General features: G+C 76.7%; 13 protein-coding genes. 4 read left to right on the forward strand and 9 right to left on the reverse strand.

Annotated features, from left to right (window positions below; translation table 11 throughout):
• Positions 1-103: 103 nt before the first annotated feature.
• On the forward strand, positions 104-577 hold the full coding sequence (locus ACI79V_RS19050; protein ID WP_456891733.1) for a hypothetical protein: 474 nt from the start codon (positions 104-106) through the stop codon (positions 575-577).
• Between the two features lie 103 nt (positions 578-680).
• On the opposite strand, the gene ACI79V_RS19055 is transcribed toward ACI79V_RS19050, so the two are convergent.
• Complete coding sequence (locus tag ACI79V_RS19055) at positions 681-1976, reverse strand: amidohydrolase family protein (protein ID WP_456891735.1); 1296 nt, start codon at positions 1974-1976, stop codon at positions 681-683.
• Positions 1977-2056: 80 nt separating this feature from the next.
• Here ACI79V_RS19055 and ACI79V_RS19060 point away from each other — a divergent pair, with 80 nt between their 5' ends.
• Genes ACI79V_RS19060 through ACI79V_RS19070 form a run of 3 tightly spaced genes read left to right on the forward strand, consistent with a single transcriptional unit; the run spans position 2057 to position 4028 of the window.
• Positions 2057-2740, forward strand: coding sequence for a DedA family protein (locus ACI79V_RS19060; protein WP_456891737.1), 684 nt, complete (start codon positions 2057-2059; stop codon positions 2738-2740).
• Positions 2737-3399, forward strand: a complete 663-nt coding sequence (locus ACI79V_RS19065; protein WP_456891739.1) for an HAD family hydrolase — start codon at positions 2737-2739, stop codon at positions 3397-3399. Before ACI79V_RS19060 ends, ACI79V_RS19065 begins: the two co-directional genes overlap by 4 nt.
• A complete protein-coding gene (locus tag ACI79V_RS19070) occupies positions 3396-4028 on the forward strand; it encodes an alpha/beta hydrolase family protein (protein ID WP_456891740.1) in 633 nt (210 codons plus the stop codon). The genes ACI79V_RS19065 and ACI79V_RS19070 overlap by 4 nt, the downstream gene beginning before the upstream one ends.
• 80 nt (positions 4029-4108) lie before the next feature.
• On the opposite strand, the gene ACI79V_RS19075 is transcribed toward ACI79V_RS19070, so the two are convergent.
• The 8 genes from ACI79V_RS19075 to ACI79V_RS19110 all read right to left on the reverse strand — a co-directional run bounded on the left by ACI79V_RS19075 (position 4109) and on the right by ACI79V_RS19110 (position 13975).
• Positions 4109-5173: an SRPBCC domain-containing protein gene (locus tag ACI79V_RS19075; RefSeq protein ID WP_456891742.1), complete on the reverse strand. Its 1065-nt coding sequence runs from the start codon at positions 5171-5173 to the stop codon at positions 4109-4111.
• A gap of 95 nt (positions 5174-5268) precedes the next feature.
• Complete coding sequence (locus ACI79V_RS19080; protein ID WP_456891744.1) at positions 5269-6126, reverse strand: FAD binding domain-containing protein; 858 nt, start codon at positions 6124-6126, stop codon at positions 5269-5271.
• A complete protein-coding gene (locus ACI79V_RS19085) occupies positions 6123-8615 on the reverse strand; it encodes a xanthine dehydrogenase family protein molybdopterin-binding subunit (protein ID WP_456891746.1) in 2493 nt (830 codons plus the stop codon). Before ACI79V_RS19085 ends, ACI79V_RS19080 begins: the two co-directional genes overlap by 4 nt.
• A complete protein-coding gene (locus ACI79V_RS19090) occupies positions 8612-9106 on the reverse strand; it encodes a (2Fe-2S)-binding protein (RefSeq protein ID WP_456891748.1) in 495 nt (164 codons plus the stop codon). The genes ACI79V_RS19085 and ACI79V_RS19090 overlap by 4 nt, the downstream gene beginning before the upstream one ends.
• Before the next feature lie 221 nt (positions 9107-9327).
• Positions 9328-10554, reverse strand: coding sequence for an MFS transporter (locus ACI79V_RS19095; protein WP_456891750.1), 1227 nt, complete (start codon positions 10552-10554; stop codon positions 9328-9330).
• A gap of 55 nt (positions 10555-10609) precedes the next feature.
• Complete coding sequence (locus tag ACI79V_RS19100) at positions 10610-11923, reverse strand: GAF domain-containing protein (protein ID WP_456891752.1); 1314 nt, start codon at positions 11921-11923, stop codon at positions 10610-10612.
• Positions 11924-12005: 82 nt separating this feature from the next.
• Positions 12006-13439, reverse strand: coding sequence for a mycofactocin biosynthesis glycosyltransferase MftF (gene mftF, locus ACI79V_RS19105; RefSeq protein ID WP_456891754.1), 1434 nt, complete (start codon positions 13437-13439; stop codon positions 12006-12008).
• Positions 13436-13975 carry a cysteine hydrolase family protein gene (locus ACI79V_RS19110; RefSeq protein WP_456891756.1) on the reverse strand — a complete coding sequence of 180 codons (540 nt, stop codon included), beginning with the start codon at positions 13973-13975 and terminating at the stop codon, positions 13436-13438. The genes mftF and ACI79V_RS19110 overlap by 4 nt, the downstream gene beginning before the upstream one ends.
• Positions 13976-14011: the final 36 nt, after the last annotated feature.

Raw genomic sequence — 14011 nt, forward strand, 5'->3', positions numbered from 1 at the left:
CACCCGCCCCTGCACAACCCCCGCGCCCCCCCCCCCCCCCCACCCCGCCGGGCCCCCGCCGCGGCGCCCCACCCCCGGGGGCCCCGACGAGAGGAGTCCGGCTGTGCGCAGCACGGCGGCGAAGGTGGCCCTGGGCACGGTCGCGGCGACGCAGGCCGTCGCGGCGGCGGCCGTCGCAGGTGTCCTCGTGGCGATGCCGGTGGGAGTGGAGGGGGCCGGCGCGGTGCTCGCCGAGCTGCAGGGGCACACGCGGACCACGTCCCGCGCCGAGGCGGCGGAGACCCCGAGGGGAACGGTGCCCTACTGGACCCGCGCGGTGGGCTCCGCCGTCACCGTAGTCCGCCCCGGCGTGGCCTCCGGTGCCGACGACCGGAGCGTGCGCGTGGACATGGACCTCGCACCCGGCGCCGCTCCTCCCGCGGAGTGCAGGCCCGTGGCGCAACCCGGTCCGCCGTGGGACGGCGGCGGCTCGTGGCCCGACCTGAGCGGCGAGCGGGTGCTCCTGTGCGAGGGCTGGGCGACCGTCGTCGTCGACGGCCGTCTCTACGCCTGGACCGTCGGGCACCCGCAGGGCTGACGCGCCGTCCTCCCTCACCGCAGGGCGTCCTCCCCCACGTCCCACCGCGAGGGAGGACGCCCCACGATCAGGTCACCTGATCGTGGCGCACGCCGCCACCGCCTCAGCCGGCCAGCCGGGCGGCGCGCTCGGCCACCTCGGCCCGCAGCGCCTCGGCGTCCACGCCGGTGACCGTCCCACCGGCGACGACCTGCCGGCCCCCGACCCACACGTCGCGGACCAGCCGGGAGACGCCGGACCAGACCAGGTGGGTCAGCAGGTCCGCGGCATCGCCCACCGGCTCGAAGGCGAGGTCGCGGGTGTCGACGTGCACCAGGTCGGCCCGCCGCCCGGCCTCGACCTGGCCCAGGTCGGGCCGGCCGATCGCGTCCGCGGCCGCGCCGGTGGCCAGCCAGAACGCCTCGGCGGCGGTGAGCGCGGTGGCATCCCGGCCGGCGAGCCGCGCCAGCTGGGCGGCCAGCCGGACGTCGGCGAGCAGGTCCAGCCCGTCGTTGGAGGCCGGCCCGTCGGTGCCCAGGCCGACCCGGATGCCGCGGTCGAGCATGTCCCGCACCCGGGCGACGCCGCTGGCCAGCTTGGCGTTGCTCGCCGGGCAGTGCGCGACGGCGACGTCGTACTCGGCCCACAGCTCCAGGTCGGCGTCGTCCATGTGCACGCAGTGCGCGGCCAGCACCCGACCGCCCAGGACGTCGTGCGCGGCCAGCAGCGCCGGCACCGACGCTCCGTGCGTGGCCAGCAGGTCGGCGCCCTCGGTGGCGGTCTCGGCCACGTGCAGGTGCAGCAGCAGCCCGTGCTCGCGGCACAGCTCGGCGGCCCGCCGCAGCAGCGGCAGGGGCACGGTGTAGGCCGCGTGCGGGCCCAGCCCGTACTCGACGGTGCCGTCGTCGCCGACCCCGGCGGCCAGCTCGACGGCCGCGGCCATCTGCTCCTCCAGGGGCGGCATCCCCGGCAGCGGCACCATGGGCGCCGGGATCACCGCGCGGGCGCCGGTCCTGCCGACCGCCGCGGCGATCCGCTCCGGCGAGAAGTACATCTCCACACTGGTGGTCACCCCGCCGCGCAGCATCTCCGCCGACGCGGCGGTCATGGCCACCTCGACGTCGTCAGGCGTCAGCCGGGCCTCCCGCGGCCACATCACCTCGCGCAGCCAGCGGTCCAGCGGCAGCCCCTCGCCCTGGCCGCGGAACAGCACCATCGGCGCGTGCGAGTGGGCGTTGACCAGTCCCGGCACGAGCAGCCCGGGCAGGTCCACGACCTCGGCGTCCCCGGGCGGCGGGGCGTCGGCAGCCGGCCCGGTCCACATGATCCGGCCGTCCTCGACGTCGACGACGGCGTCCGGGACGACGGTGCCGGACCGGTCCCCCACGACGACGGCCCGGGCGGCGAGTCGCTGGCGCATGGCCGAACGCTAGCCCCAGCGGCCCCGTCGGTCCGGCCGACGTCCGGGCAGGTCGCCGGAGGCGCCCTTACCGTGGGGACATGTCGTTCCTCGCCGCCGCGGCCTCCTCCGACCAGGGCGGGATCACCGGCTGGCTGCTCGAGCTGGTCGAGACCCTCGGACCCGTCGGCGTCGGGTTCTCCATCCTGCTGGAGACGGTGATCCCGCCGATCCCCAGCGAGGCCGTGCTCGGCCTGGCCGGCGTGCTCATCAACGACGGCCAGATGGACATCGTGCCGGTCATCCTGTTCGCGACGCTGGGCTCGGTGCTCGGTGCGGTCTTCTTCTACTACGTCGGCCGCGCACTGGGCCCGCGCCGCTCGCACGCCTTCCTCGACCGCCTCCCGCTGGTCGAGACCGCCGACGTCGACCGGACCTTCGCCTGGTTCGAGCGGCACGGCCGCTCGGCGGTGTTCTTCGGCCGGATGGTGCCGATCGTGCGCAGCTTCATCTCCGTGCCCGCCGGCGTCGTGAGGATGCCGTTCCTGCAGTTCGTGCTCTACTCCGCCGCCGGCAGCCTCATCTGGAACAGCCTGCTGGTCACCCTCGGCGTGCTCGCGGGCGACTTCATCCAGGACAACCTCAAGTACTTCGACTACCTCGTCGTCGGCGTGTTCGTCGTCGGCATCGGCTACCTGGTGACCAAGCGGCTCAAGGACGTCCGTCAGCGCCGTCAGCGCGAGGCCACCGTCGGCCGGCCCGACGGCGGCCGCCCGGCCGCGTGAGCCGGGGCCGTCCGGAGGTCGTCGCGCTCGACGTCAACGAGACCCTGCTCGACCTCTCCCCCGTCGGCGCCGCGCTGGTCGAGACCGGGCACCCGGCGCACCTGCTGCCCACGGTCTTCGGCCGCACGCTGGCGACCGGCTTCGCCGCCACCGTGGCCGGCGCCTGGCTGCCCTTCCGCGCCGCCTTCGAGTCGGCGCTGGCGCAGGTCACCGAGCTGTCCGCGGCCGACGTCACGCGCGTGGCCGACACCTTCCTGGAGCTCGTCCCGCACCCCGACGTCGAGCCCGCGCTGCGCCGGCTGGCGGCGGCCGGCGTGCGGGTGGTGACGCTGTCGCACGGCTCTCCCGGGGTGGCCGAGGCCGGCCTCGAGCGCGGCGGGATCGCGCCGCTGGTCGAGCGGACGCTGACCAGCGAGACCGTCCGCGCGTGGAAGCCCTCGCGGGAGGCCTACCTGTGGGCCGCCGGCGCCTGCGGCGTGCCGCCGGAGCGGATGGCGCTGGTAGCCGCGCACGGCTGGGACGCCCTCGGAGCCGAACGGGCGGGGCTGACCGGGGCCTGGTTCCCGCGCAGCGAGCGCGTGTACCCGCCGGCGTTCCCCGCGCCGACCGTCGTCGCCGCCGACCTGGCCGGCGCGGTCGACGCCCTGCTGGCGCTGTGAGCTCGCCGGCGCTGGTCGACACCCCGCTCGGCCCGGCCGCGGTGCACGCCGACGGCCCGGTCGCGGGGGCCCGCGGCACGCTCGTGCTCGGCCACGGCGCCGGTGGCGGGGTGGCCTCCGCCGACCTGGTCGCCGTCAGCGGCTCCGCGGTCGCGGCCGGTTGGCGGGTGCTGCGGGTGGAGCAGCCGTGGCGGGTGGCCGGGAAGCGGATCGCGCCGGCCCCGCCGAGTCTCGACGTCGCCTGGACCGCCGTGCTCGACGCGCTGCGGGCCGGCGGCACGCTGACCGGGCCGCTGGTGTTCGGCGGCCGCAGCGCCGGCGCGCGGGTCGCCTGCCGGACCGCGGCGGGCGCCGGCGCCGACGGCGTGCTCTGCCTGGCGTTCCCGCTGCACCCGCCGGGCCGCCCCGAGCGCAGCCGGGCGGGCGAGCTGACCGGCGCCGCGGTGCCCGTGTGCGTCGTGCAGGGCGAGACCGACGCCTTCGGCCGCCCGGAGGAGGTCGCCGCGGTGCTCACCGGCGTGCCGACCGCGTCGGTCTACGCGGTGCCGGGCGACCACTCGCTGGGCCGGGCGCCCGAGGTGGTGGCCGCCGCGGCGACCTCGTGGCTGGAGGACCTGCTCGGCAGCTGATCATCGGCTGCGTGCACGCGACACGCGCGGACACGCCGCGGAACCGTGCACGCAGCCGGTGATCGACACCCAGGGGGTCGTCAGCGACGGCGGCGCCGGACGGCGAACAGGACCAGCAGCAGCACCGCCAGCACGCCCGCCGCGGGTCCGGCGTAGCGGGCCACCGCGGCGCCGCCCGCCACCTCGAGCAGGTCGATCGGCTCGGGCTCGGCGACCGGCTGGTCGCGCACCGTCGCTGCCGCCGGGGTGCTCCGCGGCGGGGCGCCGGTGGCCGGGCGGCTCGGCGGGGCGGTGTTGCCCGACGGCGGCGTGCTGGGCGCCCGGCCCACCGCGGCCACCGGCGCGGTGTCGGTGGCCGACGGCGTGCTGTCCGCGGCCACGGGAGCGTCGTCGGCGCCGACCGCCGAGATGGAGACGGTGTCCGTCGCGCCCACCGGCGTGATCGGCGCGGTGTCGGTGGGCGGCGGCGGGGCATCGGCGGTCGAGGTGCCCGACGACACCGCGTCGGTGGCCGCGGCCGCCGCCTCGCGGGCCTTCGTGCCGGCCTTGCGCACCGTCGCCGCGGCGGCGTTGTCCCCCGGCACCTGCTCGACGGACTGGGCGACCTCCTCGGCCGCCCCGGTCGCGGTGGCGGCGACCTTCCCCGCCACGGTCGGCTCCTGCTTGCCGGCGGCCGCAGCGGCGTCGACGGTCACGTCGTCGCCGCTGGCGAGCTGGGCGGCGAGCTTGTCGGCGAACTGGCCCAGCAGCTTGTTGCCGACGTCGGTCATGACACCGCGGCCGAACTGCGCCGGCCGGCCGGTGATGTTGAGGTCGGTCAGCACGTCGACCCGGGTGGTGCTGCCCTCCTCCTTGAGCTGGGCGGTGATGAGGGCGGCGGCGGTCCCGTTGCCCCGCTGGTCCTTGCCGCGGCCGTCGATGACCGCGCGGTGCGCGGCCTCGTCCTTCTCGACGAACGACGCCTTGCCCTGGTAGGTCAGGTTGATCGGGCCGAGCTTGACCTTGACCCGGCCGGTGAACGAGTCACCCTCGACCGAGTCCAGGGCCGCCCCGGGCATGCAGGGGGCGATGCGCTCGATGTCGAGCAGCACCCGCCAGGCCTCGTCGACGGGGACGGGGACGGTGAAGGAGTTCTCCAGCTGCACGGTGCGACCTCCGGGGTGGGGAACGGACCTCGGCCGGTCCGCCCGGGCAGGGGCGGGCCGGCCGAGGGCGGGCGGGTGCCGGGTTGTGTCGGAAACTACAACCCGGCGGCGGCGGTCACCGCCCGGCGGGTCAGCACCTGCGCGAGGTGCTGGCGGTAGTCGGCCTGCGCGTTGAGGTCGCTGCTCGGGCTGGTGCCCTCGGCGGCCGAGTGGGCCGCCGCGGCGACCGCGTCCGGTGACGCCGACGCCCCGGCGAGGGCCGCCTCGGTGGCCGCGGCGCGCAGCGGGACCGGGCCCATGTTGGTCAGCCCGATGCGCGCCTCGGCGATGTGCCCGTTCTCCCGCCGCACCGCCGCGGCGACCGCGACGATCGACCAGGCCTGCGCCACGCGGTTGAACTTCTGGTAGCGCACGCCCCAGTCCCCGGCGAGCTTGGGCACCCGGATCTCGACGAGCACCTCCCCCTCGTCGAGGGCGGTGGTGAGGTAGTCGACGAAGAACTCGCTCGCCGGGACGGTGCGCCGCCCCCCGGGCCCGGCGACCACCATCTCGGCGTCCAGGGCCAGCGCCACCGCGGGCAGGTCACCGGCCGGGTCGGCGTGCGCCAGCGCTCCGCCGAAGGTGCCCCGCCGGCGGGTCTGCCGGTCGGCCACCGTCTCGGTCGCCTCGGCGATGAGCCGCGCGTGCCGGGCGATCAGCGGGTCGGCGATGACCTCCGCGTGGGTGGTCATCGCGCCGATCACCAGCACGTCGCCCTCCTCGCGGACGCCGCGCATCTCGGCGACCCGGCCGAGGTCGACGATCGTCTCCGGCGCGGCCAGCCGCAGCCGCATGACCGGGATGAGCGACTGCCCGCCGGCCATGACCTTGACGTCCTCACCGCCCTGGGCGACCGCCTGGACGGCCTCCTCGACGGTGGTCGGCCGGACGTACTCGAACGGTGCGGGGATCACAGGTCACCTCCGGAGGACGACGTGCCGGTGGACGGCGCCTGGGCCGACTCGGCCCCCTGCGCGTTCGTCTTGGCGGTGGCCCGGTCCCCGCCGTCGCCACCCTCGTGGACGGCCCGCCAGACCCGTTCCGGGGTCAGGGGCATGCGGATGTCGCGCACCCCGAGGTGCCGGACGGCGTCGAGGGCGGCGTTGACCACCGCAGGCGTGCTCGCGATGGTGCCCGCCTCGCCGACCCCCTTCGCGCCGATCGGGTTGCCCGGCGCCACGTGGACCGTGTTGTCGGTGTCGAAGTGCGGCAGGTCGGCGGCCGAGGGGACCAGGTAGTCGACGAAGGTGCCGGTGGTGAGGTTGCCGTCGGCGTCGTAGACGGCCTCCTCGTAGAGCGCCTGCGCGATGCCCTGCGCCAGGCCGCCGTGGATCTGCCCCTCGACGATCAGGGGGTTGACGATCGTGCCCACGTCGTCGACGCAGGCGTACTTGCGGATCGTCACCATCCCGGTGTCGGTGTCGACCTCCAGGGCGCAGATGTGCGTGCCGTGGGGGAAGGAGAAGTTCACCGGGTCGAAGGTCGCCTCCGCGTCGATCGACGGCTCGACGTCCTCCGGGTAGTTGTGCGCCGCGAAGACGGCCAGGGCGATCTCCTGGATCGACAGGCCGGTGCCCGGCGTGCCGCGGACGGTGAACTTCCCGCCGGAGAAGTCCAGGTCGTCCTCGTTGGCCTCGAGCAGGTGGGCGGCGACCCTGCGGGCCTTGGCGATCACCTTGTCGGCGGCCTTGACGACGGCGGTGCCGCCGACGACCAGCGAGCGCGAGCCGTAGGTGTCCATGCCCTTGGGCGCGACGGCGGTGTCGCCGTGCAGGACCTCGACGTCCTCGAACGGCACGCCGAGCTGGTCGGCGACCAGCTGGCTCCACGCCGTCTCGTGGCCCTGGCCGTGCGGCGTGGAGCCGGTGACGACCTCGACCTTGCCGGTGGGCAGCATCCGGATCGACGCCGACTCCCAGCCGCCCGCGCCGTAGGACAGCGAGCCGAGCACCCGGGAGGGGGCCAGGCCGCACATCTCGGTGAAGGTGGAGAAGCCGATGCCCAGCTGCACCGGGTCGCCGGACTCGCGGCGGCGGCGCTGCTCCTCGCGGAGCTCGTCGTAGCCGATGAGCTCCAGGGCCCGCTGCGTGGCGCCCTCGTAGTCGCCGCTGTCGTACTCCAGGCCCGCCACGGTGGTGAACGGGAACTCCTCGGCCCGGATCCAGTTCCGGCGGCGCACCTCCAGCGGGTCCATGCCCAGCTCGGTGGCGAGCTCGTCCATGATCCGCTCGACGGCGAACGTGGCCTCGGGCCGGCCGGCGCCGCGGTAGGCGTCGGTGGGCACCTTGTTGGTGAAGATCCCGTCGCACTCGAACCGGTAGGCCGGGAACTTGTAGATGCCCGGGAACATGAACGCGCCCAGCGCCGGGACGCCGGGGGTGATCAGCCGCAGGTAGGAGCCCATGTCGGCGAGGATCCGCACCTTGAGGCCCTTGACGTGGCCCTCGCGGTCGGCGGCGACCTCGACGTACTGGATCTGGTCGCGGCCGTGGTGGGCGGTCATCAGCGACTCGCTGCGGGTCTCGGTCCACTTGACCGGCTTGCCCAGCCGCCGCGCGATCAGGAGCGCGAGGATCTCCTCGGGGTTGACCTGCAGCTTGCCGCCGAAGCCGCCGCCGACGTCGGGGGCGACGACGCGCAGCTTGTGCTCCGGGATGCCGGTGACCATCGCCAGCATCACCCGCAGCACGTGCGGGATCTGGGTGGCCGACCACATCGTGAAGTTGTCGCCCTGCGGCTGGACGACCACCGAGCGCGGCTCCATGAACGCCGGGATCAGCCGCTGGTTGACGAACCGCCGGCTGACGACGACGTCCGCGGAGGCGAAGGCCTCGTCGGTGTCGGTGCCCGTGCCGGCCTCGCCGGCGTCGAAGACGAAGTGGTAGCTGGTGTTGGTGTCGAGGTGGTCGTGGCAGAGCTCGGCCTCCTGCCGGACCGCCTCCTCCATGTCCAGGATCGGCGGCAGCAGGTCGTAGTCGACGTCGACCAGCTCGATGGCGTCGGCGGCCGCGGCCCGCGACCGGGCGACGATGACCGCGACGGCCTCGCCGACGTGGTTGACCTCCTCGACGGCGATCGAGGGGTGGCCGGGGTTGAGCATCTCCGGCGTCACCGGCCAGGCGCAGGGGATCGAGCCCTGCTCCTCGGCGAGGTCGCGGCCGGTGTAGACGGCGACGACGCCCGGCGCCTCGAGCGCGGCGCTGACGTCGACGTTCGTGATCTTCCCGTGGGCCACGGGGCTGCGGACCACGGCCATGTGCAGCATCCCGGGCAGGACCATGTTGTCGGTCCAGGTGGTCCGCCCGGTGATCAGGCGGGCGTCCTCCTTGCGGCGGCGGGCCTTCCCGACCTCCTTCTCCGGGCCGGGGGTCTGGGTGGTGGCCGCGTCCTCGGTGACCGTCACGACTGCGCTCCCAGGGTCTCGGAGGTGCCCGACATCTCGCCGGCGGCCTGCTGCACCGCGCGGACGATGTTCTGGTAGCCGGTACAGCGGCAGAGGTTGCCCTCGATGCCCTCGCGGACCTCGTCCTCGCTGGGGGCCGGGTTCTCCTTCAGCAGGTCGATCGAGGCCATGATCATCCCGGGCGTGCAGAAGCCGCACTGGAGACCGTGCATCTCGTGGAACGCCTTCTGCACCGGGTGCAGGGCGCCGGCGCTGCCGATGCCCTCGATGGTGGTGACCTCGGCGCCGTCGGCCTGCACGGCCAGGACGGTGCACGACTTCACCGCCTGCCCGTCGAGGTGCACGGTGCAGGCGCCGCAGTTGCTGGTGTCGCAGCCGACGACGGTGCCGACCTTGCCGAGCGCCTCGCGCAGGTGGTGGACCAGCAGGGTCCGGGGTTCGACCTCGTCGGTGTAGGTCACGCCGTCGACCCGCATGCTCACCCGTGTCATGGATCCTCCGCTTGGTTGCAGGGGGCGAGTGCACCCGGTGGCCGGGTGCTCCACGGCGGAGTCAACCAACGCGAGAGTGACTTAGGCCACGCTTACCTGCGGTTCGGGGTGGGCCCGTTCCGCGGATGCGGAGCTGTACCACGTCACGACCCGCGCGTGCGGTCGCGCCCGCCCGGGGCGTCGCCGCAGTGGAGAGGTTGCAGGCCCGTTGCAGCGGGGGCTCAGGCCGCCGGGACGGCGCGCAGCTCCCGGCGTCGCAGCAGCGCGCTGGCGGTCAGGGCGACCAGCCCCAGCCCGGCCAGCCCGGCGCCCACCAGGCTCGGCGCGGTGTAGCCGTACCCCGCGGCGATGACCAGGCCGCCGAGCCAGGCCCCGAGCGCGTTCGCGGCGTTCAGCGCCGAGTGGTTGAGCGCGGCGCCGAGCATCTCGGCCTCCCCGGCGACCTCCATGAGCCGCAGCTGCAGGCAGACGACGAGCGTCGAGGCGCTCACGGCGAGCAGGAAGACGACGGCCAGCAGCGTCGGGGCGGTGGTCGTGGCGGGGGCGACGAGCAGGAGCAGCACGGCCAGCGCGACGAAGGTGCCGACCATCGACCGGAACAGCGCCAGGTCGGCCAGCCGCCCGCCCAGCGCGGTGCCGATCACCCCGCCGACACCGAAGGCGAGCAGCACCCACGGGACGGCGCCCCGGGACAGGCCGGTGACCTCGGTGGTCAGCGGCGCGATGTAGCTGTAGAGCGCGAACATGCCGCCGAAGCCGACGGTGGCGACGGTGAGGGTGAGCAGCACCTGCGGCCGGCGCAGCGCGCCGAGCTCGCCCCGCACGGTGGCGTGCGGGTCGCCGGGGGTGGCGGGCACGACGGCCGGCAGCGCGGCCAGGGTGAGCAGGGCGAGGACGACGACGGCCCAGTACGCCGAGCGCCAGCCGAGGGTCTGCCCCAGCCAGGTCGCGGCCGGGACGCCGGCCACGGTGGCCACCGCCAGGCCGAGCATCACCGTGCTGATCGCGCGGCCGCGCAGCGCCGCCGGCACGAGCGAGGCGGCGACCAGCGAGGCGACCCCGAAGTAGGCGCCGTGCGGGAGGCCGCTGACGAAGCGGGCGAGCAGCAGCGTCGTCGACCCGGGCGCCACCGCGCTGAGCACGTTGCCGGCGAGGAAGGCGGCCATCAGCCCGACCAGCAGCCCCCGGCGCGGCAGCCGGGCACCCAGCGCGGCGATGACCGGGGCGCCGACGACCACGCCCAGCGCGTACGCGGAGATGACGTGGCCCGCCGTCGGGATGTCCACACCGACGCCGGCGGCGATGTCGGGCAGCAGGCCCATGGTGACGAACTCGGTGGTGCCGATGGCGAAGCCGCCCAGCGCCAGCGCCCCCAGGGCGACGGCGACCCGCGGGGTGGCGAGCGAGGGCGGGCGGGCGGCGGGCAGGGCGGCGGTGCGGGCACTCACGTAGCCGTGCCAAGAGAACCGGGCGGGGCCGCATTCCCGTCCCGGGCGGGTCGCCTCAGCCGCGGGAGGACCGGCGCAGGGCCAGCAGGTGCGCCGCGACGGCGGCCCGGCGCGGGGAGCCGGTGGGCAGCGCCTCGAGGCAGGCCTGCCAGGCGGCGGCGTCGTCGCGCGCCTCCGGCAGGGCGGTCCAGCGCAGCAGCAGCTCCGGCCGGCGGCTGCGCAGCACCGCCGCGCGCAGGGCCGCGGAGGTGCGGCGGCGGGCGGCGACGACGCCCGGCGCGGCCGAGCGGGGCAGCACCGGCCCGGGATAGCCGTCCAGCGCCGCGCCGGGGGCGCCGCGGTCGAGGGCGGCCCGCACCCGGTCGAGGTCGCTGTCCAGCCGGCCGAGCAGCCGGTAGGGGCGCGAGCCGACGAGGTCGGCGCCCACCAGCCGGCGCAGCCGGGACAGCTCGGCCCGGACGGTGACCGTGGCGGTGGCCCCGGCGTGGCACTCGGCGGCCAGCCGCTCGGCGCTGCGGCCCTCACCGGTGACGGCGGCCTCGGCGAGCAGCAGGAGCAGCTCGGAGTGGCGCAGCGAGAGCTCGACCGGCCCGGCGGGCAGGGTCAGCCGGGCGCGCTCGCGACCGAGCACCTCCAGCAGCGGAGCGGACACCCGGGCCGGCGCGGGGCGCAGCGGCCCGCGGGACTGCTCCTCGCGGTGCAGCCAGCGCAGCTCGGACTCCACGGCCGCCACGGTGGCGCGGACGAGGGTGAGCACGTGCGGGCTGGCCACGTGATCGCCGCCGGTGACGTCGATGGCGCCGAGCAGGACGCCGGTCACCGGGTGGTGGACCGGTGCGGCCGAGCAGCTCCACGGCTGCACCGGGCGGCGGTAGTGCTCGCTGCCGTAGATCTGCACCGGGTGGTCGAGGGCCAGCGCCGTCCCCGGGGCGTTGGTGCCGGCGACCTCCTCGGCCCAGCGGGAGCCCGGGACGAAGTTCATGCCCTCGGCGAGGCTGCGCAGCCGCCGGTCGCCCTCCACCCACAGCATCCGGCCGTCGGCGTCGGTGACGGCCACGATCATCCGGTCGGCCTCGGCGTCCTCGACCAGCAGCCGGCGGATGACCGGCAGCACGGCCGCGAGCGGGTGGGCGGCGCGGTGGGCGTCGAGGTCGTCGTCGAGGAGGTCGACCGGCGGTCCCTGGCCGTCGGGGTCGACGCCGCTGCCGAGGCTGCGCCGCCAGGAGTCCCAGACGACCGACCGCACGGCGGGACGGGGCGGGGGCGCGCCGCGGGTCACCAGCGTCTCGTGCGCGGCCCGCAGCTGCCGGGTCAGCCCGGGGGTGGGCCGGCCGCCGGGCAGGGCGAGCCACGGGCTGACGCCGGTCACGGCGCGCTCCCCGACGTGTGGCTCATGGTCCGCCCATGGTGACCCCTGTCACGGGGTCCGCGCCAGGCACCCCCGCCGCAGGTCAGCCGCCCGGTGGGCGGGCGGGCAGGAGCGCCCGCGCGGACCCGGCCCGCAGCGCGCCCGCCCACAGCCCGGCACCGTAGGCGAGGTCCTCCAGCCGCCGGGCCACGGCGAAGCGCGGCAGGTCCACCTCGGCCCGGTGCGGCCACCACCCGAGCACCGCGTCGGCCACGGCGACGGCGGCCGCCGCGCGCCGGGCCCGGGGGTACGCCGCGGCGGCCACGGCGGTCAGCGGCCAGTGGTGGCGGGTGGCCGCGCGGGCCAGCGTGCGCACGCCCGCGGCGGTGCCGCGCAGCACCAGCCCGGCGGCCAGGCCGTACGGGGGCCGCCCGCCGGCGGGCGCCAGCCGCCGGGCCAGGGCGGCCGCGGCGACGGCGAGGACCCCGGCCGCGGCCGCCCGGCCGGGCCACCCGCCGGCGAGGGCCAGCCCCACGGCCGCCGCCGACCAGGGGCTGACGACCACGGGGGCGACCAGCGCCCCGTGCCGTGCGGCCAGTGGTGCGGCGCCGGTGCCGTAGACGCCGCGGCGGCGCAGCCACGCCGCGGTCGAGGACGGGTGCTCGTGCGCGACCCGCGCGGCCGGGTCGTAGCGGACCCGCCAGCCGGCCGCGGTCAGCCGCCAGACCAGGTCGACGTCCTCGGCCACCGGCATCGCGGCGTCGAAGCCCGCGCCGAGGGCCGCCCGCCGGGCCAGCAGGGCGGCGCTCGGCACGTACGAGAGCGCGGTCAGGGGCGCGACGCGCGCCGGGTCCGGCCCCATGTCCAGCGCGCTGACCGCCGTCTCGTAGGCGGTGGTCCAGCCCGGCCGCGCCGGCGGCAGCGCGACGACCCGCGGCGCCACCACGGCCAGCCGCGGGTCGGCCAGGTGCGGCAGCAGCACGTCCAGCCAGCCGGGCAGCGGCACGCAGTCGGAGTCGAGGAAGGCCACGACGCCGGTGGTCGCCGCGCGCAGCCCGGTGTCGCGCGCCGCGGCCGGGCCGAGGGACCGTCCGTGCCGGAGCACCTCGGCGCCGCCCGGGGCGGTGACCGCGGCGAGGGCGCCGGGGTCGGCCGAGCCGTCGTCGACGACGAGCACCCGCACGCCCGCGGTGGCCGGGTCGGCGCGCAGCGCGGCCAGCAGCCGCGCGACGCCGCCCGCACGGTCCCGGACCGGGACGACGACGGTGACCTCGCCGGGACCGGGCGCGGGACCGGCGGGCTCGGGGACGGCGACGCCGGCGTCGAGCAGCCGGGCCGCCAGCGCGGCCGTCGCCGCCGATGAGACCACGAGCCGGTCGCCGTCGAGCAGGCCGCGGGCGGCCGGGGCGAGCCGGAGCAGCCGCAGCGGTGAGCCGCCGAGCAGCGCCGCGCCGTCCTCCAGCCACCGGGTGCCCGCGGCGAGCCGGACCGCGTAGCCGTCGGGCAGCCGGGCGTCCGGTGGCGGCGGGACGGTCACCCGGCCAGGACGTCGTCGGCGGTGGTGATCTCGACCAGCGGGGCGTAGAGGCCCATCAGGCCCAGCGCCTTGCGGTGGTCGTCGTCGCTGCTGCCCGCGCAGGCGTCGGCGGCCACGCGCACCGGCACGCCGGCGTCGGCGGCGGGCAGCACGGTGGAGACGACGCAGCAGTCGGTGGCCACGCCGGCCACGGTCAGCGGGCCGGCGCCCACCAGCCCGGCCAGCTCCGGACCCCACTTGCCGAAGGTGGTGGCGGTGACCACGTGGGCCGGGCCGGGGTCCTCGACCAGGTCCCACAGCGGCGCGTCGGGCGGCTGCAGCGCGAAGGGCCACTGCTCGTAGTAGGCCACCCAGGCCCCGGTGGGCTGCCGCGGCGCCACGAACCGGGTGAGGACGACCCGCTGGCCGAAGGCGGCCACCAGGTGCTGGATGCGCGGGTGCGCCTCGGCGAAGCGGGGCGCCGCCCACGGGGAGTCCGGGTCGGCGAACACCCGCTGCGCGTCGACCACGACCAGCCAGCCGGGGATCTCTGCCACGGCCGGACCCTAGCCGCGCCGCGGAGCGCCCACCCG

Source organism: Geodermatophilus sp. SYSU D00700, from assembly GCF_054050255.1.